This is a genomic window from Sphingobacterium pedocola (genome assembly GCF_015209965.1).
In the GTDB taxonomy this organism is placed as follows: Bacteria; Bacteroidota; Bacteroidia; order Sphingobacteriales; family Sphingobacteriaceae; genus Sphingobacterium; species Sphingobacterium pedocola.
On record NZ_MU158690.1, the window covers coordinates 317,455 to 343,547 of the forward strand.

General features: G+C 43.1%; 15 protein-coding genes. 14 read left to right on the forward strand and 1 reads right to left on the reverse strand.

Annotation, left to right across the window (positions count from 1 at the left end; translation table 11 throughout):
- Position 1 precedes the first annotated feature (1 nt).
- The 10 genes from C4F40_RS11515 to C4F40_RS11560 all read left to right on the forward strand — a co-directional run bounded on the left by C4F40_RS11515 (position 2) and on the right by C4F40_RS11560 (position 17,014).
- Positions 2-1,579 carry a sodium:solute symporter family protein gene (locus C4F40_RS11515; RefSeq protein WP_196939547.1) on the forward strand — a complete coding sequence of 526 codons (1,578 nt, stop codon included), beginning with the start codon at positions 2-4 and terminating at the stop codon, positions 1,577-1,579.
- Complete coding sequence (locus C4F40_RS11520; RefSeq protein WP_196939548.1) at positions 1,572-2,951, forward strand: DUF4974 domain-containing protein; 1,380 nt, start codon at positions 1,572-1,574, stop codon at positions 2,949-2,951. The genes C4F40_RS11515 and C4F40_RS11520 overlap by 8 nt, the downstream gene beginning before the upstream one ends.
- Before the next feature lie 150 nt (positions 2,952-3,101).
- The gene (locus C4F40_RS11525; protein ID WP_231390036.1) at positions 3,102-3,986 is read left to right on the forward strand and encodes a sugar phosphate isomerase/epimerase family protein; all 885 of its coding nucleotides are present in this window, start codon (positions 3,102-3,104) and stop codon (positions 3,984-3,986) included.
- A 26-nt stretch (positions 3,987-4,012) separates the two neighbouring features.
- Complete coding sequence (locus C4F40_RS11530; RefSeq protein ID WP_196939550.1) at positions 4,013-5,509, forward strand: glycoside hydrolase family 28 protein; 1,497 nt, start codon at positions 4,013-4,015, stop codon at positions 5,507-5,509.
- A gap of 61 nt (positions 5,510-5,570) precedes the next feature.
- Positions 5,571-8,303 (forward strand): family 78 glycoside hydrolase catalytic domain, encoded by a 2,733-nt coding sequence (locus C4F40_RS11535; protein WP_196939551.1) that lies wholly within the window; start codon positions 5,571-5,573, stop codon positions 8,301-8,303.
- Positions 8,304-9,410: a glycoside hydrolase family 130 protein gene (locus C4F40_RS11540; RefSeq protein ID WP_196939552.1), complete on the forward strand. Its 1,107-nt coding sequence runs from the start codon at positions 8,304-8,306 to the stop codon at positions 9,408-9,410.
- Positions 9,411-9,445: 35 nt separating this feature from the next.
- Positions 9,446-11,827 carry a glycoside hydrolase family 2 TIM barrel-domain containing protein gene (locus tag C4F40_RS11545; protein ID WP_196939553.1) on the forward strand — a complete coding sequence of 794 codons (2,382 nt, stop codon included), beginning with the start codon at positions 9,446-9,448 and terminating at the stop codon, positions 11,825-11,827.
- A gap of 21 nt (positions 11,828-11,848) precedes the next feature.
- Complete coding sequence (locus C4F40_RS11550; RefSeq protein WP_196939554.1) at positions 11,849-14,341, forward strand: L-rhamnose mutarotase; 2,493 nt, start codon at positions 11,849-11,851, stop codon at positions 14,339-14,341.
- A gap of 10 nt (positions 14,342-14,351) precedes the next feature.
- Positions 14,352-15,437 (forward strand): Gfo/Idh/MocA family protein, encoded by a 1,086-nt coding sequence (locus C4F40_RS11555; protein ID WP_231390037.1) that lies wholly within the window; start codon positions 14,352-14,354, stop codon positions 15,435-15,437.
- Positions 15,434-17,014 (forward strand): sodium:solute symporter family transporter, encoded by a 1,581-nt coding sequence (locus C4F40_RS11560; protein ID WP_196939555.1) that lies wholly within the window; start codon positions 15,434-15,436, stop codon positions 17,012-17,014. The genes C4F40_RS11555 and C4F40_RS11560 overlap by 4 nt, the downstream gene beginning before the upstream one ends.
- Before the next feature lie 182 nt (positions 17,015-17,196).
- On the opposite strand, the gene C4F40_RS11565 is transcribed toward C4F40_RS11560, so the two are convergent.
- Complete coding sequence (locus C4F40_RS11565) at positions 17,197-17,958, reverse strand: IclR family transcriptional regulator (RefSeq protein WP_196939556.1); 762 nt, start codon at positions 17,956-17,958, stop codon at positions 17,197-17,199.
- A gap of 484 nt (positions 17,959-18,442) precedes the next feature.
- Here C4F40_RS11565 and C4F40_RS11570 point away from each other — a divergent pair, with 484 nt between their 5' ends.
- The 4 genes from C4F40_RS11570 to C4F40_RS11585 all read left to right on the forward strand — a co-directional run bounded on the left by C4F40_RS11570 (position 18,443) and on the right by C4F40_RS11585 (position 26,093).
- Positions 18,443-21,574, forward strand: coding sequence for a SusC/RagA family TonB-linked outer membrane protein (locus C4F40_RS11570; RefSeq protein ID WP_196939557.1), 3,132 nt, complete (start codon positions 18,443-18,445; stop codon positions 21,572-21,574).
- A 36-nt stretch (positions 21,575-21,610) separates the two neighbouring features.
- Positions 21,611-23,497, forward strand: coding sequence for a RagB/SusD family nutrient uptake outer membrane protein (locus tag C4F40_RS11575; protein WP_196939558.1), 1,887 nt, complete (start codon positions 21,611-21,613; stop codon positions 23,495-23,497).
- A gap of 288 nt (positions 23,498-23,785) precedes the next feature.
- Positions 23,786-24,952 (forward strand): ABC transporter substrate-binding protein, encoded by a 1,167-nt coding sequence (locus C4F40_RS11580; protein WP_196939559.1) that lies wholly within the window; start codon positions 23,786-23,788, stop codon positions 24,950-24,952.
- Entirely contained in the window at positions 24,945-26,093 is a 1,149-nt protein-coding gene (locus tag C4F40_RS11585) for a CaiB/BaiF CoA transferase family protein (protein WP_196939560.1), read from the forward strand. The genes C4F40_RS11580 and C4F40_RS11585 overlap by 8 nt, the downstream gene beginning before the upstream one ends.

Below are 26,093 nucleotides of genomic sequence, written 5' to 3' on the forward strand. Positions count from 1 at the left end.
AATGAGTAAACCTATTTTGAGTGTTTTGGATTATGGTATTATTGTAGCCGTACTGCTGATTACGCTGTATTTCGGACTACGATATGCGAAGAATCAAAAAACGACCGAAGATTATTTTTCAGCAAAAGGACGTGTACCGTCTTGGGCTATTGGTATGTCTTTGTTGGCTACACTAATTAGTAGCGTTACTTTTCTGGGCTATCCTGCAGAGGGTTACTCCAACAACTGGATTCTCTTGGTGCAGGGCTTAATGGTTCCTCTTGTCCTTCTGGGGACAGTCTGGTTCATTGTGCCGCTCTATCGGAGAGTCATAGGGCTGAGTACGTATGAGTACTTTGAAAAGCGATTTGGAAATTTTGCACGATACTACAGTTCCATTGCTTTCGTTTTACGCCAGTTTTCTGGTATGGGAACGGTACTTTACTTATTGGCGGTCGCTTTATCGAGTATGACCAATATAAATACGTATTGGATTATTATTGTGGTGGGATCCATTATTGTTATCGTCAATCTCTTAGGAGGTATAGAGGCGGTGATCTGGTTAGATGTTTTCCAAGGCTTTATGTTATTTGCCAGTGGTATCTTATGTCTTTTGGTGCTTATCTTTTCGATAAAAGGAGGCATACCTGAAATATGGCGGATTGCATCCGAGAATGGAAGGACAGGTTTCGGGCCTTATGATTTGGACTTCTCACGATTAACATTCGTCGTGATGGCTATTAACGGTATGTTTTATGCGATCCAGAAATACGGCACGGACCAAACGGTAATACAACGCTATTTGACTGCTCGCTCCGATAAATCGGCAATAAAAGCTTCTTTACTGGGTATCTTGCTTACTGTTCCGGTGTGGTCGTTGTTTATGTTCATCGGTACGGCACTTTTTGTATATTATACAAAAAATAGCCTGCCTGATGATATCGGCCCAAATAGTGTATTCCCTTACTTTATTATGAGTAATTTACCAATGGGAGTCGTCGGATTTATTTTGGCAGCAATGGTTTCGGCTGCAATTTGTAGCTTAAGCGCGGATCTTAATTCGTTAGCAGCTGTCGGTGTTGAAGATTATTATAGAAAGTTGCGGCCGAAATTGGCAGATAGGAGCTATTTAATGGCAGGCAGATGGATGGTTGCTATAGCGGGGCTTATTTCTGTTGTCATTGGTTTCATATACATCAATTTGGGCAGTGAAAGTATTCTGGGAATTATCTTCACGCTGTATGCTATTTTCTCTGGAGGTATTGTTGGTGTTTTCCTTTTGGGTGTATTTTCTACCCGTGCCAACAACCAGGGGGTTAATATTGCGATTGTCGTTTGTATTGTTTTTACGGCATACGCCTTTCTGAGCAGTACAGAAATAGAGATTCGCGGAGAGCAAATTATGATATTGGATTTGGGAAGATTTAATTTTACGCATAATAAATTGATGTTAGGAGTATATAGTCACCTGATCGTTATTATTGTGGGGTATGTGGCCAGTTTGTTCTTCCCCAAACCCGTTTTAGATCCCAATTTATTTTACAACGGTTGGAAAGCTTCTCAGAAAATCGAAAAAGAAAAAGGAGGCTCTTATGAATAAATGGTTTGTTTTGGCGTGTGTGTTTGTTTTTTTGAGCAAACCTGTCTCCGCGCAGGATTCAGATCATCAATACCGTAAGCCGTTAAAGGAGGTGATCGAGCTGCTTGAAAAAAGATATGATATTACGATAAAATACAATGCCGAGCAGGTTGATGGAAAATGGTTGAATTATGCCGAGTGGCGTTTTCGTGCAGATGTTGATGAGACGTTGCATAACGTGCTGGCGCCACTGGATATGAAAGTAAATAAGGAAGGTGAGGGCAAATATAAGCTAAAAGACTATGAATATTTCCGTTGGGAAGTACAGGATGGCTGGGATTACTTGGATCAGCTGGCAAGTCGGTATGACGACAAGCGGTCGTGGGAAAAACGAAAGCTGCTTTTGCGCCCACAATTATTTCAGGCATTAAAATTATTTCCACTGCCCGACCGTCCAGACACTAAGCCAATCGTAACCAAAAAGAGGAATTTTAAGGGATATACGGTTGAAAACTTTGCATTGGAAATTAGACCAGGATTGTACGTGAATGGCTCTATTTACAGACCTAGCAAGCATAAAGGGAAAGTTCCTTTAGTACTCAGTCCGGATGGACACTGGGCAGATCATCGATATCGCAAAGATGCGCAGATTCGCTGTGCGATGATTGCAAAAATGGGTGCTGTTGCGGTTAGTTACGATCTTTTTGCATGGGGCGAATCGTTGCTCCAGTTTAAATCAGAAGACCATCGTAGAAGCTTAGCGTTAACAGTACAAACACTGGGCGGGCTGCGCATATTGGACTTTATGCTGGCAGATAAAGCGGTAGATGCGTCGCGCGTAGGCATATGTGGCGGGTCTGGGGGCGGTAGTCATACCGTCCTAATGACCGCTCTAGATGATCGCATTACACTGAGTATCCCCGTGGTTTCGCTATCCTCTTATCATTTTGGGGGATGTCCGTGCGAAAGTGGACAGCCTATACATGCTTGTGCCGGAGGTACAAATAATGTCGAGCTTGCAGCGATGGCTGCACCACGGCCACAGTTGGTTATATCGGATGGTAAAGATTGGACAGCACATATGCCAGAACATGATTTCCCTTACTTACAAAAGATATACGATTATTATGAAGCGCAAAATCAGGTGGTAAATGTACACCTGCCAGAGGATGGTCATGATTTTGGATACTCCAAGCGCAAACCCGTTTATGATTTTTTAAGTAAGCACTTTCGTCTCCAGACACAGGGTTTAAAAGGTACAGATGGGGAATACGATGAGTCTGGCTGCACAATCGAAGAAAAGGCCGTACTGTATACATTTGGTGCCCAGGGTGAAAATTTACCAGCTCATGCGATACATGGATTTGGAAATTTGGAAAAGCTCTTCCAGTAAGATAATACAACGTTTGGCTAATAACGTACGCTATTCTTTTTTTTATTCTTTTTACTTTTAGGATGTCTTTTTATGCACATTTTTTATGGGCATAAAAAGACGTATGGGATTTTACTACTTGCTGACCTATAGTTAATTGATATGGATAAAATGAACAGAAAGGAATTTTTGAGAAGCGCTGCATTGCTGGGTACTGTGTTTCTATTACCGTCAGAACTTTGGGCATCCACCACTAAAAATCAACGGTATAACGTTGCGGTTATTGACCTCATGATCTTGAAGCGCCAGAAATTAAGCGCTGTTCAGTTGGCTAGTGAGATTGGCGCAGACGGCCTAGAAGTGGATATGGGTGGCCTTGGAAATCGAGATACCTTCGACAATAAATTTTTCGATGAGGAGTTTCGGAAAGACTATATCAATGAGTTAAACCAATATCATATAACGGTTTGTGCTGTAGCGATGACGGGATTTTATGCGCAGTCTTTGGCGACTCGAGCAACCTATAAACAGATGGTTGGGGATTGTCTGAAGACTTGTCAACTGTTGGGGGCAAAGACGGCTTTTTTACCGCTCGGTGTTCAGGGTGACTTAGTTAAAAATCCTGAATTAAGACCCGCACTGGTAGCAAGACTCCGTGAAATCGGTAAAATGGCAAAGAAAGCCGGCGTTGTGGTCGGTATAGAAACTGCTCTGGATGCCAAGGGCGACGTCGACTTGTTAAAAGAAATTGGATCTAAAAATATACAGATCTATTTCAATTTCTCGAACCCATTGAAAGAGGGTCGAGACCTGATTAGTGAATTGAAAATCTTAGGTAAGAAGCGTATTTGTCAGATCCATTGCACCGATGAGGATGGGGTGTGGTTGCAAAACAATACCCGATTGAACATGCAGAACGTGAAAGATACCCTAGACGAGATGGGCTGGAAAGGATGGTTGGTGATCGAGCGCTCGCGTGACGCAAGTCTGTCACCTCGGATGGTGAAAGAAAATTTTGGGGCAAATACACGATATATGAAAAGTGTCTTTCAATAAGGCTTGAGGACATAAAAAATAAATAAATGAAGACAGTAAGCGTTTGGTGTATTATCATTATCCTTTTTGCTGGATGTAAATCGGAAAAGCTGAATTATGAGCAGCTAAATAGAACATTATTGTCCTATGCTCAGGTAGGATCTGCTAATATGCCGGAAGAAATAACGGAAGTAAATTCTCCCTATTTTGATGCCGTATTTCAACGTCCGGATTTCCCCTCTGCAATAGATTCTGTTTTTCCGGGAGGTGATATACAACAACACATAGATGCCTTAGCCAATATGGGCGGAGGGACATTGGTGGTTAAGATAGGAAGTCATCTCACGGGGCGACTGGAGTTGAAATCGAATATTCATTTGTATTTGGAGGAGGGTGCCCTTATTGAATTTGGAAGTGAAATTGAACACTTTCTTCCCGTTGTTTTCACCCGTAATGAAGGCATAGAGCTGTATTCGTTGGGGGCATGTATTTATGCCAAAAATGCTAACAATATCGCCATCACGGGAAAAGGTAAATTAAGAGGTCCTGGCGAGGGTACGGTGCGTCAACGCACGATGACACACGATGTCATCGAAAAGCTCGTGCTCGCTGATACGCCTGTTGAAGATAGAATTTATGATGGGAAAACAGCGGATTATATTTTCCCTCCTGCACTGATTGCCCCCATTAACTGTGAAAATGTATTCATTGAAGGCATTTCATTGGAGCGTTCGGCTTTTTGGAATATCGTACCTACTTATTGTGACAACGTGATCATTAGAGGGGTTAATATCCATTCAATCGGTATTCAACGGGGAGATGGTATAGATATCGAATCTTCAAGAAATGTGCTTATTGAATATTGTACATTTAATACGGGCGATGATTGCATTGCATTGAAAGCGGGTAGGGGAGAGGATGGACTGCGTGTGAACAGACCCACAGAAAATGTCGTGATTCGTCATTGCTTGGCGGAACAAGGTCATGGCGGCCTTACTATTGGCAGTGAAACAGCGGGACAAGTGCAGCATGTGTATGTGCACGACTGTGCGTTCGATGGTACGGATGTGGGTATACGCTTCAAAACGCGGAGGCCTCGCGGAGGAGGCGGCAATAATATGCTTTTTGAAAATATACGGATGAATGTCGTGCATTCGGCACTTCGATGGGATATGCTAGGCAGTGCCACACATGTAGGGAATGCTGCAAGTCGTGATCATCAGGTGCAACCGAACAAATTAACGCCGAGATTTTCGGATATCACCATACGGAACATATTGATTGAAAATTCGACTGACTGCATTAAGATAGATGGAATCCCGGAATCCCCGCTTTCTGCTGTAAAACTGTCGAATATTGTAGGTAAAGGAGAAAGATATCTGATAGCGCGGGATGCACAGGATATTACAATTGACAATGCTGTTTTTTCGGTCGAAGACCAAAAGATAGACACCATTAATGTGCGGGGTTTGATCCAGACAGGAGTGCGTTTCGAGGAAACCGTTGATATTTCCTCGTCGGATCGACCGGAACGAAGAGACTAGCTTACTGGTCAATTTGGTTAAATTAGCATTTGATCCCAAAGAGAACGTATAAAATATTGACATGAAACTTTTAAAGAACATATTATTTATTCTTTTTATCGTAATTGGTGGAACTGCTTATGCGCAATTGGGGGTAAAGGAACTTACAATTGAGGGTCAAAAAAATCCATTGGGTATTAACACCTTAGTGCCTTCCTTTAGTTGGAAGCTGACAAGTGATCAGTTAAATACAAGACAGCAGGCTTTTCGTATACAGGTATTTAATTCATCAGATTTCGCAAACAAAGACAACTTGATGTGGGATTCAAAATGGAAAAAATCAAGTCAGCCTTTATTTAATAGGTATGAAGGAAAGTCGCTTGTAGCAGGCACAACGTATTTTATCCAGGTAGTGGTAAAGGATAACAAGGGTAAGATTGCTAAAAGCGAAAAGGCATACTTCCATATAGGTTTGTTATCTGCATCAGATTGGGGAAAAGCGCAGTGGATTGCGCGTGAAGAGTTACCTGATTCGTTGGTTAATCCGCTTCCGCTGAGTTCGAGTAAACTTCGGATCGATAGGCAGTACCAACTGCCTGTATTTCGTAAGACGTTTTCTTTAGATAAGAAGATAAAATCAAGTCATGCTTATGTGTCTGGACTAGGGCATTACGAGCTACAGTTGAATGGTAAACGCGTGGATGACGCATTCTTGCAGCCGGGATGGACTAAATACGATAAAGAAGCCTACTATGTTGTATACGATTTAACAGCATCGTTGCGACAAGGTAAGAATGTCTTCTCCGTGCTGTTGGGAAATGGATTTTATTATATACCCCCAGTTAAAGGGCGTTATCAAAAGCATAAGGTAGCGTTCGGCCTTCCTAAATTGAAAATGAAGGTAGTGACGGTTTATGAAGACGGTACGTCTGCGATTATAGATACAGACGAAAGTTGGAAGACACATGCCTCGCCGATTGTTTTTTCGAGTATGTATGGTGGCGAAGATTTTGATGCGCGTCTGTTGCCGAAAGACTGGACAAGTATAGCGTATGATGATTCGAGGTGGGAAAATGCTATGGTGGTCGATGGGCCAATATTACGCGCACAGGAAATAGCGCCAACCAAGGTGATGGAAACATTTAAACCCGTTTCACATCAAATCTTATCATCACGTAAAAGTGAGGTATATGATTTTGGTCAGAATGCATCAGGAATCGTATCGCTGACAATCCGCGGGAATGAAGGTGATACGATTCGGGTATACCCTGCAGAATTATTGAATGCCGATGGGTCTGCTAATCAAAAACATACAGGAAGTCCTTACTATTACCAATATATATTTGGCAAGGAAAAAGAAGTGACCTGGTCTCCACGATTTACATATTACGGACTACGCTATGCGGAAATATTCAAAAGACCAATAGCCGGAAGTCAAATCGAAGTCTTACATATCGAATCCCATCATATCCGAAATAGTACCGCGACGGTAGGTACATTTGTCTCCTCAGACACCTTGTTTAATCAAATACATGAGTTGATTAAATGGAGTATTCAAAGCAATATGGTGTCTGTTTTTACAGATTGTCCGCACCGTGAAAAATTAGGATGGTTAGAGCAGCTACATCTAATGGGCCCATCAGTGCAGTACAACTTTGATGGAGACGCTTTGTTTGCCAAAGCCTTGCGGGACATGCGCATGTCGCAAACAGCAGATGGTCTTGTGCCGGAGATAGCACCAGAGTATGTGCAGTTTGATTGGGGAGGAGATATGTTTAGGGACTCGCCCGAATGGGGAAGCAGCTCCATCTTATTGGCATGGTATGCGTATCAATGGTATGGGGATAAAACTTATCTCACGGATAATTACGCAATGATGGTGAAATATATCACTTATCTACGGTCAAAAGCCAAAGATAATATTCTCTACCAAGGGTTGAGCGACTGGTACGATATTGGGCCAGAACGGCCTGGCGTCTCTCAATTAACACCACACGGTGTGACAGGTACAGCGATTTATTACTACGATTTGAACGTGATGGGACGCATAGCCGAGGAACTGGGACGCACAGACGATAAGCTATACTATGATTCGTTGGGTAATGCGGTGCGCGAATCGTTTAATAATAGATTCTTCGACGGAGAGCAAGGTCACTATGCAACGGGTAGCCAGACGGCTCAGGCGATGCCCCTTTATATGGGACTGGTCGAAGAACAAAATCGGGAAAAAGTCTTAAAGGCATTAATAGCGGATATTTCGTCTAGAGATACCACATTTACTGCTGGGGACGTCGGACATCGGTATTTGATTCAGGCACTGACAAACCATAATAGAGACGATATTATTTATGCCATGCATAAAGATGATACCCGTCCGGGGTATGGATATCAGATTAGAAAAGGAGCTACAGCCTTGACGGAATCTTGGGCAGCTTTGCCCAGTGTGTCGAATAACCATTTTATGCTTGGACATTTGATGGAGTGGTTCCACGCCAATTTAGGAGGTATACGTCAGGCCGAAAATTCCGTTGCTTTTAAACACATGGTGATCGAGCCACGTATGCTAGACAAAGTTGAGGCCGTAAAAGTAATGTATGAAACGCCTTATGGCGAGGTGATGCTAGATCGCAAGTTAACAAATAAAGGACACGAGTACCGCATTCATATCCCCGTCGGAACTGAGGCGAAGGTGATTTTGCCGAGAAGGGGCAATTATAATGTTAACGGCAAAGCAGCAAAGAAAGCGCAGCTTTCAATTCTAGGAGATAATACGGTTATTCAATTGAGATCAGGCGAATATTTAATAACAGAATAAATGACGCGATTACTTTATATATTATTAGCCATTTTGTTTTGTCAGCCACTATGGGCGCAGAATAAAGAAGTAAAAGTTTCTACAGCAGAGATGCAGAAACTTTATGATGAAGTCAAAACGCCATATAAGTATGGTTTGGTCGTAGTGCCGACATCGAAGAAGCATCTCATGGACTGTCCATCGGTGTACAAAATCGGTAATACCTGGTACATGACCTATATCATCTTTGACGGTGTAGGCTATGAAACCTATTTGGCAGAAAGTGCCGATTTATTAAATTGGAAGACCTTAGGGAAACAGTTGACAGCCGGTAAAGGTGATGAATGGGATGCGAAGCAGAAGGCTGGATACAATGCGTTGATCGATACCAAATGGGAAGGAAGCTATAAATTAAAAAAATACCAAGGTAAATATTGGATGTCGTACTTTGGAGGGTCGTCGGAAGGATACGAACCAGAACCCTTATCAATCGGTATCGCCCATACAAAAAAGGCACCTAAAATGCCTTTCGAATGGGACCGGATCGATAAACCCGTACTAAGTAGCGAAGATGCTGATATTCGTTGGTGGGAGAATAGACACAAGTTGTTTAAAAGCTACGTGATCGAAGATCCGCAGCGAAATACAGGGCACCGCTTTATTATGTATTATAATGCGGTAGGTGATTCTTTGGAGAACAATAAACCAACAAGGTGGTACGAACGTATTGGGATGGCCGTTTCGGATGATATGGTTACATGGAAACGCTATCTTCAAGACCCGGTTGTACATCATCCTGTAGGCATTACGGGTGATCCGATGATTCAACGCATCAGCAATACCTGGGTGATGTTTTATTTCGGTGCATTTTGGAAAGATCGCCAAGGGGCATTCAACCGTTTTGCAGCCTCGAAAGATCTGATCCACTGGACAGATTGGGACGGTGAGGATTTGATCAATTCTACGGAACTGTATGATGCACAGTATGCACACAAATCTTTTGTGATTAAACACAAAGGTATTGTATACCACTATTATTGCGCTGTAGATAAGGACGGGAATAGGGGTATTGCATTGGCGACATCAAAGGATATCGGGAAGAGCACGTTGAATTTTGTAAAGGAGTAATAGCTTTAAATAGTAAATTAGGTAATAAATTTAATATGATTCGTAAGATAGTAGCATTTATAGTTTTTTTAGCGGCTTTTCAATGGGCGTTTGGACAATCCAGAGAGCTTATTAATTTCAATGCGGATTGGCGCTTTGTATTGGCGGATGATTTAAAGTTTAGGCACGCCGATTTTGATGACAATTCATGGAAATCGGTTACCTTGCCTCATGATTGGAGTATAGGTTTCGATTTTGGCGAGGAGTATCCTGCAGGTAATGCAGGTGGAGCACTGCCGGGAGGAACGGGCTGGTATCGTAAATCTTTCTCATTGAATGAACAGGATCGCGGAAAAGATGTTGTACTTCATTTTGGGGGAGCATATCGGTATACAGAGGTTTGGATCAACGGTGTTTACCTTGGAAAACATATCAATGGCTATCTTTCGTTTGAGCACGATCTGACAAAGCATCTGCACTTTGGAAGCAAAGAAAATGTTGTTGCTGTTCGCGTTGATAATAGTCTGCAGCCTAACTCCCGCTGGTATACGGGGTCGGGAATATATCGTGATGTTCGGTTAGAGAAGCGCAATCCTTCACACCTTTTGCGAAGTGAAATTTTTATCACGACGCCTGAGGTTGCTGTCGGAAAGAGCACGGTACGTGTTCAATCGATGATCAAGGGACAAGGTGCACAAGCTGTATTAAAGTTGGTAGACGCAGAAGGAAAGGTAGTGGCGCAGAAGAATATAACGGCTACAAAAGGAACCTTTGATGAGACATTGGAGATATCCCAAGCCAAGCTCTGGGCCCCTGAAAACCCGAATCTATACCAACTAGAGATCGCTTTGTTGAATAAAAACAATAAAGTTGTGGATGAACTGAGCTACAAAGTAGGTTTTAGGAATTTCAGGTTTGATGAGGAAAAAGGTTTTTTTCTAAATGACCAACCGTTGAAGCTGTTAGGGGTATGTTTGCATCATGATTTAGGAGCCTTAGGGGCGGCTTTCAATAAGTCCGCCGCAAAAAGACAACTGTTGATTATGAAAGATATGGGGGTTAATGCAATTCGTACGGCGCATAATCCGCCTGCTGAAGAATTCCTAGATCTTTGTGATGAGCTAGGTTTCTTGGTGCAAAATGAGGCTTATGACATGTGGGCGAAGCGTAAGAATAAATTTGATTATCACATTGATTTTAAGGAGCATTATATAGACGATCTCATTCGTTTTGTGAAACGTGACCGTAACCACCCTTCGGTGTTTATGTGGAGCATTGGGAATGAAATTCGGGAACAATTTGACGACACTGGTATCGCGTTTGCAAGAAACATGACGGAAGTGGTGAAGCAGGTCGACCCCACCCGGCCAGTTACCGCAGCCCTGACAGAAACGAACTATGAGAAAAACTTTATCGCTCAAGCGGGCACGTTAGATGTATTGGGCTTTAACTACAAGTACTTTGATTATGACAAATTACCTATACAGTTTAAAGGAGTGCCGCTGATTGCTTCTGAAACAACCTCCGCATTACAAACGAGAGGGGTGTACGATAATTTGCACGATACGATTCAGTTGTGGCCAGCGTCAAGCAAGGATAAATATGTTGTTAACGGAAACGCTGACTTCAGCGTCTCGGCCTATGATAATGTAGCCGCGTACTGGGGGACCAGTCATGAACGTGCGTGGCTAGAGGTGAAGAAACGTGATTTCTTGGGCGGTATTTTTGTATGGACAGGAATCGACTATTTGGGTGAACCGGTACCATACCCTTATCCAGCACGTAGTTCGTATTATGGCATAGTAGATTTAGCAGGACTACCCAAGGATGTGTATTACATGTACCAGTCTGAATGGGCGGACAAAGATGTATTGCACCTTTTGCCGCATTGGAACTGGAACAAGGGCGAGACAGTAGATGTATGGTGCTATTATAATAAAGCCGATGAAGTGGAACTGTTTCTGAACGGAAGGTCTTTGGGTAGAGCGACTAAAAATGCAGACCAGTTACATGCGGCGTGGAAAGTGCCCTTTGAAGCAGGAGAACTGAAAGTGGTAAAATACCAAAATGGTACGGCTACACAGGAAGTTGTCAAGCGGACTACAGGAAAGGCGACGCAACTAGCTGTAAAAGTCGAACATGAGCGCTATGCTGTAGGCGACCAAACCGATTTATATTTTGTGACAGTGGATTTGCGCGATGAGAAGGGGGAACCGGTGCCCAATCAGGACATAACGTTGACCTTTGCAGGAGATAGCAATAGCCGAATTTTAGGAACAGATAACGGTTTTCAGGCAGATTTAAGTAGTCTGAGCCGCCCAACTAGAAAAACACATAAAGGGTTGGCTGTTGCTTATGTAGCTAAACACGACGTAACGAAAGGAGCAACATTGACCATTAAGTCCGTATTGGGTGAACAGAAAGTGGTGTTGAAGTAGTTTTCGGTTAAAACAGTAAATATGAAAAATATACATATACTATGGACGATCTGCTTTATTCTGATTACCTTATGTACAATAAGCTTCAAAAGTGAAGCTACAGAGATTTATGTAGGACCAAATAGTCAAACTCGTAAACGTGATGGCAGTATCACAGCGCCCTTTGAGACACTGGAAGGTGCATTGCGGCAGGTGCGCGAGTGGAGAAGGTTGCAGGATCCAAAAGTAGCACAAGGGGTACAGATCTTGCTGCAAGATGGTGTATATCGTCCTGCGCAAACGATCCTTCTCCGTCCTGAAGATAGCGGTACAGCGGAGAGCCCTACCCTTATTAAAGGCATTGGAAAAGAAGTGATCTTGTCGGGCGGTGTACGGCTTGCCGGTTGGAAAAAGTTTAAACAGAATATCTACGTGGCCGATGCACCGCGTGTAGGCGGAAAGTTTTTCCCGTTTCGACAAATGTGGGTAGGGGAGAAGAAAGCGGTTAGAGCGGAAAGCCATCATAACTATGAACTGCCCCGGATTTTGAATTGGAACTTTGAGCAGCAGACTGCCACTATTCCGAATGTCTTTAAAAACTTCCAATTTGAAGAAGGCATGGAGTTCTTTATCCATCAATGGTGGGCCGTCGCGCAACTTCGTATTAAAGATGCCAAGGTAACAAAGGATAGCATTGTCTTGGCCTTTCATGAACCAGAAAGCAAGCTCCAAAGCGAACACCCTTGGCCCAAACCATGGCTGTCGGAAGAGTATGGGAATTCCGCATTTCGATTAGTCAATGCCATGCAATTTTTAGACCAGCCAGGCGAATGGTTTCTGGACGAAGACACACATAAGATCTATTATTATAAAAGGGCGGAAGAAGACCTGAATCAAGTAGAAGCCGTTGTTCCTTACCTCGAGACGATTTTGCAGTTTGCAGGGACGCTAGAACAACCTGTTTCACATATTAGTCTAGAAGGTATTCGGTTTCAACACACTTCTTGGTTGCGACCTCATACACATGGGCATGTGACCCTTCAAGCGGGCATGTATTTTATAGACGCTTACAAGCTGCAGACCCCAGGTACTCCAGACAAAAAAGGCCTGGAAAATCAAGCCTGGGTAGGGCGGCCAAAAGCAGCAGTTGCCTTGAAAAATACAGCGCATACTACCTTCATCGGATGTCACTTCCAACATTTGGCCGCTACAGGCATAGATTATGAAGAGGGTAATTTTGAAGATCAGTTACTCGGGAACGTATTGCAAGACATCGGTGGCAACGCGGTATTACTGGGGAAATTTTCGGATGAGCAGTTCGAAGCACATCTACCGTATACGCCTAAAGACGAGCGTATGCTGACTGATGGAGTTATAGTACGTAATAATATAATTAATAACGCGACGAACGAAGATTGGGGCGCTGTAGGCATTGGGGCTGGGTTTGTACGTAATATTGATATTTCGAATAATGACCTAAGTGATCTGTCTTATACGGGTATTAGCTTAGGTTGGGGCTGGACACCTACGGTGAACAGCATGAAGAACAATAGCGTTCGACGTAACCGAATCAGTCGATACGGTAAGTTTATGTACGACGTTGCTGGTATTTACACCTTATCTGCCCAACCCGGAACTAAGATTCAAGAAAACCGGATTGATAGCATCTATGTGTCGCCCTATGCTCACATTCCCGACCATTGGTTTTATCTCTATACCGACGAAGGCTCGGCTTACATGAATGTATCAGATAATTGGTTTCCGGAATATAAAATACTACAAAATGCAAATGGGCCATCCGTAGAATGGAAGAATAATGGTCCGGATGTTTCGCCTGAAAAAATAGCGAATGCGGGGTTAGAGGCATCGTATCGGCACTTACTGCAGTACAAAAAGGAAGTTGCGGCGTTAGCAAAGTTTAATGTATATGTTCCTTTTACAAAACCTGTTTTTGTACAGGTGTATGATCCGAATAATCAGATATCCAGCGATGAGCTGGCTCGATTTGTAACTGGCCAAGGTGGAAACGCCTCGCAGATCTATCATTGGAAGGATTATAGTCTTATTAAAACTGATGACGGGGTCGGCAAAAAGATAGCCAGTGCATGGGTTGCAAATTATCCGAAGATCGAATTTAAGGTATTCAATGATTTGTTTTACACCTTCGACCGTACACGTTGTGGTGATGCCGGAGAAGAGAAGGATGTGGATTATGTCTTGTTGACGGCTAAGCTGGTCGATGATGAGAAGAAGCAACAAATGTATTTCGATTATCACGATAAACAGTTTGAGCAATGGCCAGAAGTAGCCGCCGGATTCTGCAACGCCGGATTTGAAGAGGTGTTGTTATATAGGAAGGACAACCAATTGATGTTGTATATATCCTTTCCAAAAGGCAGTCGATTTGAGGATATAGATCCGTTGACCATTAAGGACAATCCGAAGGTTGTGGAATGGAATAAGCTGATGGGTGGTTTTCAGGAGGGCATCAAAGGAACGGCAACAGATGAAACATGGGTTTTTTATAAAAAATAAATAAGCAAAAGTGAAACAGTTAAGATTAGGTATTCTAGGACTAGGAGAAGGTCGCAGTACCATGTCAGCAGCATTGCAAAGTGGGCAGATTGAGTTGGTACAAGTTTGTGATCTGAATGAAGAATTAGGTCGTAAACGGGCAAAAGAATTTGATTTTCATGCCTATACAAGCAGTTATAGTGATATGCTCAATAATCCGAATATTGATGCTATTGCCATCTATACACCGGATCACTTGCATGCTGCGCATATTCAGCTCGCATTGGAACACGACAAACATGTAATCTGTACAAAGCCGTTTATCGATAATCTAGCGGATGCCAATGCGCTGTTAACCCTAGCCGAAAAGAAAGGTAAGCGTGTGTTTGTAGGACAGAGTTCGCGTTTCTTTGAACCTGTTAAAAAACAACGTCAGGACTTTGAAGCCGGACTTATTGGAGATCTCATTACTATTGAAGGTTATTACCATGCCGATCACCGTTGGTTTTTAGACAAGCCTTGGTCATTGCAAGCAAAATTCAAATGGTTGTACGGGGGGCTCAGTCATCCGGTAGATTTTATTCGATGGTATTTGCCGAATATCGAAGAGGTAATGGGGTATGGTATGCTAAGCGCAAACGGTAGAAAAGGAGGCTTGCAGAATCACGACACGATGCATTTTATTTTCAAAGCCGAAGATGGCCGTGTGGCTCGAGTGAGTGGAGCCTATACGGGGCCTGTACAACCTGTAACGCGCGACAGCGAAATGAGCTGTATATTGCGTGGTACCGAAGGTGCCAGTCAGGCCGATTATATGGATCTGCGTTATGCTATTACTGATAATACCGGAGAAGAGCGTATTTTAACATGGGAACATAAGCTAAAGCATTATTTCCGTTTTGAAGGCAAAAGCCATCACGCGGGTGAATACCAAAATTATTTGGAGCACTTCAGCCAGGCTATCCAAAATGAGACGGCTGCTTTTCCGGATATGAAAGAAGGGATTGGTACAATAGCCTTACTGCAGGCCATGGATGAATCATTGACAACCGGCAAACCTGTACGGCCGAAAGACTTGTTAGCGCGTTTTGGTGTTAACCCAGCAAACGTACGATGAACACCATACTTGAAAAACTAACCATATACGATTATATCATCGTCATCGGTTATCTCGTTGCGTTGTTGGTTATTGGCCTGCTGTCTTCGCGCAAGAAGGCTGAAGGCGCTGAACACTTTTTAGCCGGTAAATCGTTGAAGTGGTATAGCATCGGATTCAATATGTGGGCGACGAATGTGGGACCGTCCATGTTGCTTGCCTTTGCTACGGTAGGTTATACGACAGGTATTGTTGCAATCAACTTTGATTGGTACGCGTTTGTCTTCCTATTCCTATTGGCTGTTGTATTTGCCCCGCGCTATTTGGCTTCCAATGTAAGGACGTTGCCAGAGTTTATGGGCAATCGCTATGGATCACAAACCCAAACCATTTTGGCTTGGTACTCATTGGTCAAGATGTTGATTTCTTGGTTGTCTTTGGGGCTATTTGCAGGAGGCTTCCTTGTACGACAGATTCTGGGCATTCCCATGTGGCAAAGTGTTATTGTATTGGTGGCCTTAGCGGGTCTATTTGCATATACCGGCGGATTACGGACGGTAGCGAAAATCAATATCTTTCAGATGATTTTGTTGATACTGGTGTCGGCCTTATTAACCTTTTTAGGCCTCTCCAAGATTGGAGGAATCAGCGGCTTAATTGATCAAACACCCGGCGGTTATTGGTCACTGATTCGACCGGCTGATGATCCCGATTACCCTTGGTACGCGATTGCTTTAGGCTACCCAGTTGCTGCGATAGCATTTTTCTGCACGGACCAAGCGATGGTACAATCTGTACTCGGAGCGAAGAACCTGGAACAGGGTCAGCTTGGGGTGAACTTCATCGCCTGGCTAAAGATATTGTCGTTGCCTTTGTTTATTCTTACAGGCATCATTTGTTACATACTTTTCCCGGGGTTGGAAGATCCGGCGCTGGCTTATATGACGATGGTGACAAATTTGTTTCCGACCGGATTGAATGGATTGGTCATTGTGGTCTTGATTGCTGTATTGGTTGGAACGATCGGATCGTCGCTTAATTCCCTAAGTACGGTATTTACGATGGATCTCTACCTGAAACATATCAACCCCGATGCCGACGGTAAGCAGATTACGCAGGTTGGCCGGTATACGATTATTGTAGGTTGCATGGTGGCCGTTTTGATGGCGATTGCCATTGATCAGATTAAGGGACTTAATCTCTTTGATGTATTCCAGTCAATTCTGGGTTTTATTGCTCCACCACTCGCTGCTGTGTTCTTATTAGCTGTATTGTGGAAGCGAACGAATAAAGCTGCGGTAAACACCCTGCTAACCTTCGGATCGGTACTTAGTCTGGGCGTAGGTATTTGTTATCTTTGGATCTTCCCCAAAGATCAATATGATTTTTGGCCTCATTATTTAATGCTCTCTTTTTACCTTTTCGTGGCGCTTGTATGTATTGGCATATTGGTCTCCTTGGCAGTAAGGCCATCTAAGTACGAACTAGAACACGTGGATCAGCAGTTCATAACATTAGAAAAGCCATCAAAGAAGGTGAAATGGGCTTGGGGCATTTTATTTGTAGTAATGATCGCGTTATATATTTTGTTTAAATAGTTAAAAGCTTAAGGAAACTTGAATAAAAGGGGTGTGTCTAAAAGCAAAACCAAACTGTATAAATTGTCATTCTGAGGTTTGTCGAAGGATCTAAACACTTGATTAATAACATGGTTTTTAGATCCTTCCTGTCGTCAGGAAGACAAAAAATAGCATTTAACCTTTTTACCACCCTCTTTTTTTTAAGATAAGCCTAGATTGCTTTCAATTTCCGCTTTACAGTGTAGTAACGCCGCTATTATCTTAGCATTAGAAATTTCATCTTCATGTTGTAGTGTGACGAGCTTGGCGACCGTGAGGCAAGCGATGATACCGGAAGCACCGTTCCCGATTGGAACGGATATATCGATAATACCTTGTGCATAGTGGCTTGGCATCTCAACATATCCTGCTACTTTAATATGCTCTAAATCTTTTTCGAAATTTTCGCGTTGTTTTTTAGACAGCGTTTGATAATAATCATCGGTTTTTAACGCCTGTTCTTTTGTCGTATTGTCCGAGAAGCTCAACAATGTTTTTCCAGATGCTGTTTGTGTAAGTGCGTATAGATTTCCTTCCTCAATCATAACTGCAATGGGGAGAGGACTTTTACTGTAGGCAATAACCATGACCTGGTTATCGTAAATCAAACTCAGATGGCAAGGTTGTTGAATAATCTGCGATACATTTTTCATCTCCTGCAAGGCCGCATCGCGCAATTTTTCTATATACGAGTGTCGGTGCGAAAGATAATACAGTTTCAGTGTTAACGCGTACTTTCCGGATATACTATCCCGACGAATATAACCTCTGGATTCCAATGACGCGAGCATGCGATAGATTTCATTTGGACTTTTTTGCAATCCCTCAGCCACTTCGGCTTGTGATTGGGGAGAGGACTGCAGTGCTAGAAATTCTAAAATGTCTAGGCCTTTCTCTAGGGCTGGTGCCTTGTACTTTTCCATTATACTCATCGATATGGCGAATATAAAGAATTTTGCAGGCTTCTTCTAACAGTTGAAAATTTTCTCGTTCCTGTAAATGAGGTTGATAAGTGCGATTGGATGATGATGGTGGTATGCTCGGCACGAATAAATATTCGCAGTTGATAACGTGTGGCGGATTCAAATTCGTGTGCAAAACTATTAGTTCCATATTATATGTATTTATCTCTGTAGTTGTTTTGCTAACTATCTATTTTTTAGCAAGTTGTAATGATTTTGATTTTGTAATCATTTGATAAAAAGAATTTTAATGGCAGTTGCTGCTTCGGCTAAGTTTAAGGGTAATTAGTATTAAATGATAAGATGTTTGAGTAATTGGATAAATATCTCCAATATTTTTTATGTTTTGGTGTCTACTTTTGAAAGTTGCACGAGCTTATTTCCTTACTAGGGGGGTGGTGGTTGAAGATTGTGACGAGGAGTATTACTACAAAAACATTTTTCTATGGTAAAAACATTTAAACAATTGCTGACGTTCTCGCTATTGACGGTTGCTGTTTGCGTGTCAGGGTGTTCGACTGTGATGGCACAAGGACAGGTCGTAAGCCAACAAACACCTATCAAAATCGGAGGTCAGGTAAATACCGTTGAAGGGAAGGGGATACCTGGCGTGACGATAAATTACGAAGATAAACAGGCTGTTACAAACAGCGGTGGACGATTCGCTATTGAACTTACAGCGCCCGGAGCAATTCTTTTTTCGGCTGTTGGATTCGCTAATAGCACAGTTAATGTATCCCGAGACACCGTGATTACGGTCATATTAGATGGGGGAGACGAAGTGTTGGACGAGGTCGTCGTTATTGGATATGGCACGGTGAAACGGCGTGATCTCACTGGAGCGGTATCGTCGGTGAAAGCAGAAGAAATCGCTATGGCGCCTGTAGCGAACCCAATTGAGGCTTTGCAAGGTCGTGTTGCTGGTTTAGACATTGCACGTACTTCGGGGCGTTCTAATTCGGGTTCGAGTATTTTGTTGCGGGGTAACCGCTCGTTGACGGCGGGAAGCGAACCGCTTTATATTATTGACGGAATCCCTGGTAATATTACCAACCTGAATCCAAATGATATCGAAAGCGTGGAGGTGTTGAAGGACGCATCATCGACCGCGATTTACGGCTCGGCTGGAGCGAATGGCGTATTTATCATAACTACCAAACAAGCTAAAGCTGGACGGGTCTCGGTTAATCTAGATGCTTATGCCGGTATAAATTCGAACGGACTCTATCCGGCTGCTTTGCAGAAGGATGCTTGGCTACAGTATCTGGAGGATGCTTTTGTATCAACAAATGGCAAGAGCTCCAAAGATAGAAATGAGCTATTGACGGCTTGGAGCCTAAACCCAGAGCAAATAGGCAGTTATATCGATCAGGGTAAATGGATCAACTGGGTAGATGAGACTTTACAAACCGGTGTCCAACAAAATTATTTGCTTTCCGTTAACGGTGGTACAGAAAAGACCAAAGGATTTTTCTCGTTAGGGTATAATTCAACAAAGGGAATCTACCGTAATGACCAATCAGACTTGTTTACGATGCGTGCGGGTGCTACCAACAAGATTGGTAACTGGTTCGAGGGAGGTATTGTGACAGGATTGACCTGGAAAAACAACGAAACACGTCCGAGTCGTATGAATAAAACATTCGATATCGCTCCTGTAGGCGATGTATACGATGCCAATGGTAATATTAATGTCTATCCTATAGCGGGCATGACTAATCCGAGTTTATTGGCCGATGATATACCGAATACCTTACGAGCAAACACAAAAGATCTTGTGGTAACGGCCAATCCGTATATCGATATTGATATTATGGAAGGATTGACTTTTCGTTCTATCTTAGGTGCGACCTTAAGAACTTCTCGCGATGGGGAATTTAATAGCGATCGTACCTACATGATGCTGGCAGGTAGTTCGCCACAGGTCCGTAATGCAAGCGTTACCACGAATTTGGGTTACAGCTACGTGTGGGAAAACATTGCCAACTATCAGACAAAATTTGGCGACGATCATGACCTTTCGGCAACGTTAGTATCGTCTTGGGCGCATAACCAAAACGAAACAGCCTTCGGATACAATCAAGGTTTTTTATATGACGAATATCTGTATTACAGCCTACAAGCTGGAACTGTACCTTCGGTAAGCTCCAGCTACAATACGACTAAACGTATGTCTGTAGCGTCTCGTATTAATTACGGTTATAAAGGACGATATCTCTTAACCTTGACCCAACGTACTGATGGTGTTTCGCAGCTAGCGCGCCGTTGGGATACCTTTTTGGCCGCTGCAGGGGCTTGGCGAATCAGTGACGAAAGTTTTATGGAAAGCACGAGAGATGTACTCAGTAATTTAAAACTTCGTGTGTCTTACGGCGTGTCGGGAAATTCGAATATCAATGCCTATTCAACCCTGACAGAGGTGACGAGTACAGGTTTGGATCAAATCAACTTGGGCGGAGGGGTATTACCCGTTAGTGTATTGACTAATGCGGTGGGTAATCCTGAGCTGGGCTGGGAAAAATCATATAATTTCAATATCGGACTGGATTTCGGTTTATTCAACAACAGGATAGAAGGTGCCATTGAACTGTATGATACGGACACACGTGATGTATTATACGCGAGAGACTTGCCGTTTACGAGTGGTGGTTTTACACCAAAAAATCCGTATACAATGACGGCAAATATTGCGCGGATGAATAACAAAGGTGTTGAGATTACCTTGAATACGAAAAATATCGTTACGGAATCATTCCGGTGGACCTCTACATTAACATACGCATACAATAAGGAGCGCATTCGCTCGATCGATCTTGGAAGTGGAACATCTGTCAACGATCTTATTTCTTTGGGACTGTTTATGGATCGGCCTAGCAGAACTATTTTTAATTATAAAAAGCTGGGAATCTGGCAATCGGATGAGGCAAATGATGCTGCGGTATTTGGGTTATTGCCAGGAGATGTGAAGACACAAACAATATTGACTAGGGAAGGTGAAGGTGTATGGGTAGATTATACGCAAGAGGTGCCTGTAGAATATACGGCCCAAAATCCATATTCAATAGCGCCGGCTGATAGAACAGTGATTGGTCAAGGTGATCCGCTCTGGAATGCAGGATGGCAAAACTCTTTTTTCTACAAAGGTTTTGATCTAAATATTTTTACCATAGCAAGATGGGGACACCATGTTGAAGCGGACCTGTTGGGTTACTTCAATTATAGAGCGATCAATATGCCATCGGCATACAATTACTGGACGCCAACAAACCCGACTAATGACTACCCAAGGCCTTATATCAATAGAACGTCCAATCACTCTAATCCGTTACAAACCTCAGGGTTGAATATTGTCGATGCGTCATTTATTAAAATTAAAAATATTACACTCGGCTATACCCTTCCTGAAAATATAGGGAAAAACATCGGACTTTCGAAATGTCGTATTTACGCAACGATGTTTAATCCAGTCATCTTTACCAAAAGTCATCTGCTTAAGGGTATGGATCCTGAAACAGGTGCTTCGGATGAGTTCCCGTTATATCGTCAAATGGTCTTTGGGGTTAATCTGTCTTTCTAAATAGATAGAGGTTGTGAAATTTAAATGCAGAAAATAATGAAAAAGATATATTACAAATTCTCGCTATGTATATTGCTGGGTATAGGTATTTCCTCCTGTTCGTTAGATGAGTGGAATCCGTCCACCGTAGATGTAGAGACTGCTTATACTAACCGAGGTGGATTCGAAAGTTTAATCAATTACTGTTACGACGGTTTGTATTACTTTTATGGTAAAGTAGATGGTATCGGCGCAATGGAAATGGGAACGGATCTGTGGACGAATGTAACAAATACCGAAAGTGGTTTTATTTTATATAACAGTAATATGAATCCACAGTTGGGTACCCTGAATACAATATGGGGCGGGATGTACGCAACGGTGAACTATTGTAATACAGCTATCCATTACGCACCTATGGTAGAGGGCTATACAGAAGCAGAACGTAACGTGAAAGTAGCCGAGGCTCACTTTTTAAGAGGCTGGGCCAATTGGCATTTGGTAGAACAGTTTGGTGGTGTGTCATTGACTACGGTTCCGTCTACGGAAACGGATCGGGCTAGCCAAAACAACCCGACGCGTTCATCCGAGGAAGAATTTTACAACCTGATTATCTCAGATTTGCAATTTGCTGCAGCGAACTTGCCGGACAGAACGAGTGCAGAGCGGGGACGTTTGACTAAAAAGGCCGCTTATGCTATGCTCGCGAAAGCATTGCTGCAGCGTACGCGTTTGGGTGATCAGGAAGAATATGCTCGTTTGGCGCTTGAGGCTGCTGAGGAGCTGATTAATAATGGAGATAAGTACGGAGCAGCCCTTTATGAGTCTGATGCGCAAAGGTCCGGATTTGGTAAACTCTGGGACGGAGCAAACAACAAAAACAACACAGAATTTTTGTTTCTGGAGGCTGTAGACCATATAGATGGACGTAATCCGGAGAACTGGAATAGAGGGCGAACACGACAGTACTATCTGATGGACGCTAAAACTACTGGAGCTCCTTGGGGTATGCAGGAGAATGATGCTTGGTTAAGCCGAGCGAACAGTCGAGCTTTTAAACCGACAAAGTATCTGCTAACAGAGATATTTGAACCCGTGGCTGATCCTGCCGATACCCGTTTCAAAGAAAGTTTCTTTTATGCGTATTACAATGCAACATGGTCTGATAAAGTGGTCTCTTCGGGTATGGTTAATACATACGGGAAGAATCCAAATCTTGTGGGGCACGTAATTAAAAATACGGCTGCCACTGGCCAGAGTCAAGTGGAAGGCGGCCGCGCTATCAACCATATGGGATTGGTTAACATGGTAGATAACGATGGCGATGGATGGTTAGATGGACTTTCCGTTTTTGCGCCAAACTGGACTATGTCAGCAGCTGAAAAAGCCGATCTTCCATTTTGGATTGTAGACCCTGCAGACATGTTTGATGCCGAAGGTAAATGGGTTGTTGCGGGGAGTAGTGCTAGCGCCATCTACGATCGCGAAGTGTATCCATCTTTGAAGAAATTTTCCAGCCTGGAATGGGTATATGACCGCCAAAACTGGATGGGTGATATTCCGATTATTCGCTTAGGTGAGGTCTATTTGATAGCAGCCGAGGCAGCACTATTGTCCAGTAACGATGTGAACAAGGCGCAGACCTACATTAATACAATTCGTAGAAGAGCTGCTGTGGTGGGTAGACAGAGTGAGATGGAGATTGACGCTAGCGAAGTGACGCTGGATTTTATCCTAGCTGAACGAGGCCGTGAACTAGTGGGCGAGCAAACACGGTGGTACGATCTCAAGCGTATGGGTAAACTGAATCCTACCTATCTGAGACAGACCAATCCGGAGATCTTATTCTTTGATCCCGCAAAACATAGCGTGCGTCCCATACCGCAGCCGTTTTTGGATGCGATCGCTAATCCGACGGAATTCGAGCAAAATGAAAATTATTAAAATGGATTTGCTCAATGGTTAGCGACAAGGTCTTCTTTTAGAACAAAAGAAGACCTTGTCGTTGTTATATGGAAATAGTATGGGAAGGGGATATAAAAATTTGATATATCAGTATTTATACTCAAATAATGTATTTATATTTGAATCATATGATAAGCCTAGTGTAGTAGGTAACACGTGTGTATTTGCCTGCTAAACTTTATAACGGATTTAACGCGTTTGTTATGCGATATGTGGTTAGACTGCAGTAGGTTTTGGTCATTTTATTAAAAAATTATAACAGGTTATATGTCAAATAAAATCCAGCTCAAGGGTATAACATGGGGACATTCCCGAGGCTTATTGCCCATGGTTGCTACTGCTCAACGGTTTGAAGAATTACATCCAAATGTAGAGATTATCTGGAAGAAGCGGACGTTACAGGAGTTTGCCGACAAATCCATCACGCAATTAGCGGAGGAGTATGATTTGTTGGTGATCGATCATCCTTGGACAGGTCATGCTGCGGCTCTGCGGAAGGTGATTCCCTTTGATTCCGTGCTGACAAAGGAGTTTTTACAAGACCAGAAGGAAAATAGTGTTGGTCAATCATATAGCAGCTATAATTTTGAAGGGTTGCAATGGGCTCTCCCGATAGATGCGGCTACGCCGGTAGCGGCTAGTCGGCCAGATTTGCTAGTGCAGTTGGGGGTTGAAGTTCCCCGAACGTTTTCCGATCTATTGGAATTGGCAAAACAAGGAAGAGTCGCGTTTGCACTGATTCCGATTGATGTATTGATGAGCTTTTATATGTTCTGTTGTTCACTGGGGGAAAATCCTTGCCTGACTACCGAACGCATCATCAGCGACGAGGTCGGGATTAAAGCGCTAAAGTTATTTAAATCCTTAGCTGACCATGTCGATGAGCGTTTTTATAGCAAAAACCCATTTATGGTATATGAGGATATGGTAAACAATGACGACATCGCTTACTGTCCGTTCGCGTACGGTTACTCGAACTATTCGCGTGACGGCTATGGACGCAAAGTCTTGCATTTTCACGATCTGGTCGCTTTGGAAGACAACGGACCGATGACAAGTACGCTCGGTGGTGCAGGATTAGCCATTTCTTCTAATTCGGAGCATATTGAAGTAGCGTCGGAGTATGCCCGTTTTGTGGCATCACCCGAAATACAGGCTACATTATACGTCGAAAATGGGGGGCAACCTGGCCATTTGAAGGCTTGGAAAAACGAAGAGGTAAATAGACGTACAGCAGATTTCTTTGGAGAAACTTTGCCTACATTGGAACGCGCTTTTCTAAGACCCAGATATTATGGTCATATGCATTTCCAAGACCATGCTGGGGATGTCGTCGTTGATTATTTAAGAAATGGTGGTGATGAGCTGTCGGTATTATCGACGCTGAATACCATGTATAAAGAATCGTTACAATTAGTTGGAAGTAATGAATAAACCGTTAGAAGGCCTGATCGTATTAGAGTTCTCACAGTTTATGGCAGGGCCAACTGCGGGGCTGCGTTTGGCAGATCTGGGGGCCCGTGTCATTAAAATAGAACGCCCAGGAACCGGCGAGTCAGGAAGACAGATTGCTATTAAAAATATATTTGTAGATGATAGTAGCTTGGTATTTCATACGATCAATCGAAATAAGGAGTCCTTTGCCGCAGATTTAAAAAATCCAGAAGATCTGGCGGTCATCAAAAAATTGGTCAAAAAAGCAGATGTCATTACGCATAATTTCAGACCCGGCATCATGGAAAAGCTTGGTTTGGACTACGAGAACGTACAGCAGATCAACGACCGTATTATCTATGCCTTAGTTACCGGTTATGGAAAAGAAGGCCCATGGGCAAAGAAGCCCGGTCAGGATTTGTTGGTGCAATCGATCTCGGGCTTAACCTGGCTATCAGGTAGTGAGGGAGATGGACCCGTCCCCTTTGGTTTGGCTGTCATTGATATGTATTGCGCTACTCACTTAACGCAAGGGATATTAGCGGCTTTGTTGAAGCGTGCCAAAACAAATCGTAGTGTATTGGTGGAAGTCAGTTTGCTGGAGTCTGCGTTAGATATGCAGTTTGAAGTTTTAACTACCTACCTGAATGATGGTAACAAATTGCCACAGCGCAGTAAGGTGCGCGGAGCCGGACATGCTTACCTAAGTGCGCCATATGGGGTTTACAAGACGAAAAATAGTTATATCGCATTGGCAATGGGCGATGTGAATAAGATGGCTCAGTTGTTAGGTCTTGAAGGTACCCACTATCAGGAACCATCCAAATGGTTCGCATCCCGTGACCAAATTTTGGACGAATTGGGCAGGTCCATTGGTCAATGGGATACGCAGGAGCTTGAAAAGTTGTTTGAAGGCAATGGCCTCTGGTGTGCAGCCGTAAGCAACTACGAGCAATTTTTTGCAAGCGAAGGGTTGGAAAAATCTAGCATGTTGCAGGATGTGATGCTACAGGATGGTGGATCGTTACAGACGACACGCAGTGTATTCCATATTGACGGGCATTATCTTTTTAGTGATAAGCCAGCGCCGCGGGTGGGACAGCACAACCAGATTATTGTTAACGATTACTTAAACGATTAG

Excerpts from the sequence above, each read along its gene's own strand:
- C4F40_RS11515 (WP_196939547.1), top strand. The coding sequence starts at position 2 with ATGAGTAAACCTATTTTGAGTGTTTTGGATTATGGTATTATTGTAGCC.
- C4F40_RS11520 (WP_196939548.1), top strand. The coding sequence starts at position 1,572 with ATGAATAAATGGTTTGTTTTGGCGTGTGTGTTTGTTTTTTTGAGCAAA.
- C4F40_RS11525 (WP_231390036.1), top strand. The coding sequence starts at position 3,102 with ATGAACAGAAAGGAATTTTTGAGAAGCGCTGCATTGCTGGGTACTGTG.
- C4F40_RS11530 (WP_196939550.1), top strand. The coding sequence starts at position 4,013 with ATGAAGACAGTAAGCGTTTGGTGTATTATCATTATCCTTTTTGCTGGA.
- C4F40_RS11535 (WP_196939551.1), top strand. The coding sequence starts at position 5,571 with ATGAAACTTTTAAAGAACATATTATTTATTCTTTTTATCGTAATTGGT.
- C4F40_RS11540 (WP_196939552.1), top strand. The coding sequence starts at position 8,304 with ATGACGCGATTACTTTATATATTATTAGCCATTTTGTTTTGTCAGCCA.
- C4F40_RS11545 (WP_196939553.1), top strand. The coding sequence starts at position 9,446 with ATGATTCGTAAGATAGTAGCATTTATAGTTTTTTTAGCGGCTTTTCAA.
- C4F40_RS11550 (WP_196939554.1), top strand. The coding sequence starts at position 11,849 with ATGAAAAATATACATATACTATGGACGATCTGCTTTATTCTGATTACC.
- C4F40_RS11560 (WP_196939555.1), top strand. The coding sequence starts at position 15,434 with ATGAACACCATACTTGAAAAACTAACCATATACGATTATATCATCGTC.
- C4F40_RS11565 (WP_196939556.1), bottom strand. The coding sequence starts at position 17,958 with ATGGAAAAGTACAAGGCACCAGCCCTAGAGAAAGGCCTAGACATTTTA.
- C4F40_RS11570 (WP_196939557.1), top strand. The coding sequence starts at position 18,443 with ATGGTAAAAACATTTAAACAATTGCTGACGTTCTCGCTATTGACGGTT.
- C4F40_RS11575 (WP_196939558.1), top strand. The coding sequence starts at position 21,611 with ATGAAAAAGATATATTACAAATTCTCGCTATGTATATTGCTGGGTATA.
- C4F40_RS11580 (WP_196939559.1), top strand. The coding sequence starts at position 23,786 with ATGTCAAATAAAATCCAGCTCAAGGGTATAACATGGGGACATTCCCGA.
- C4F40_RS11585 (WP_196939560.1), top strand. The coding sequence starts at position 24,945 with ATGAATAAACCGTTAGAAGGCCTGATCGTATTAGAGTTCTCACAGTTT.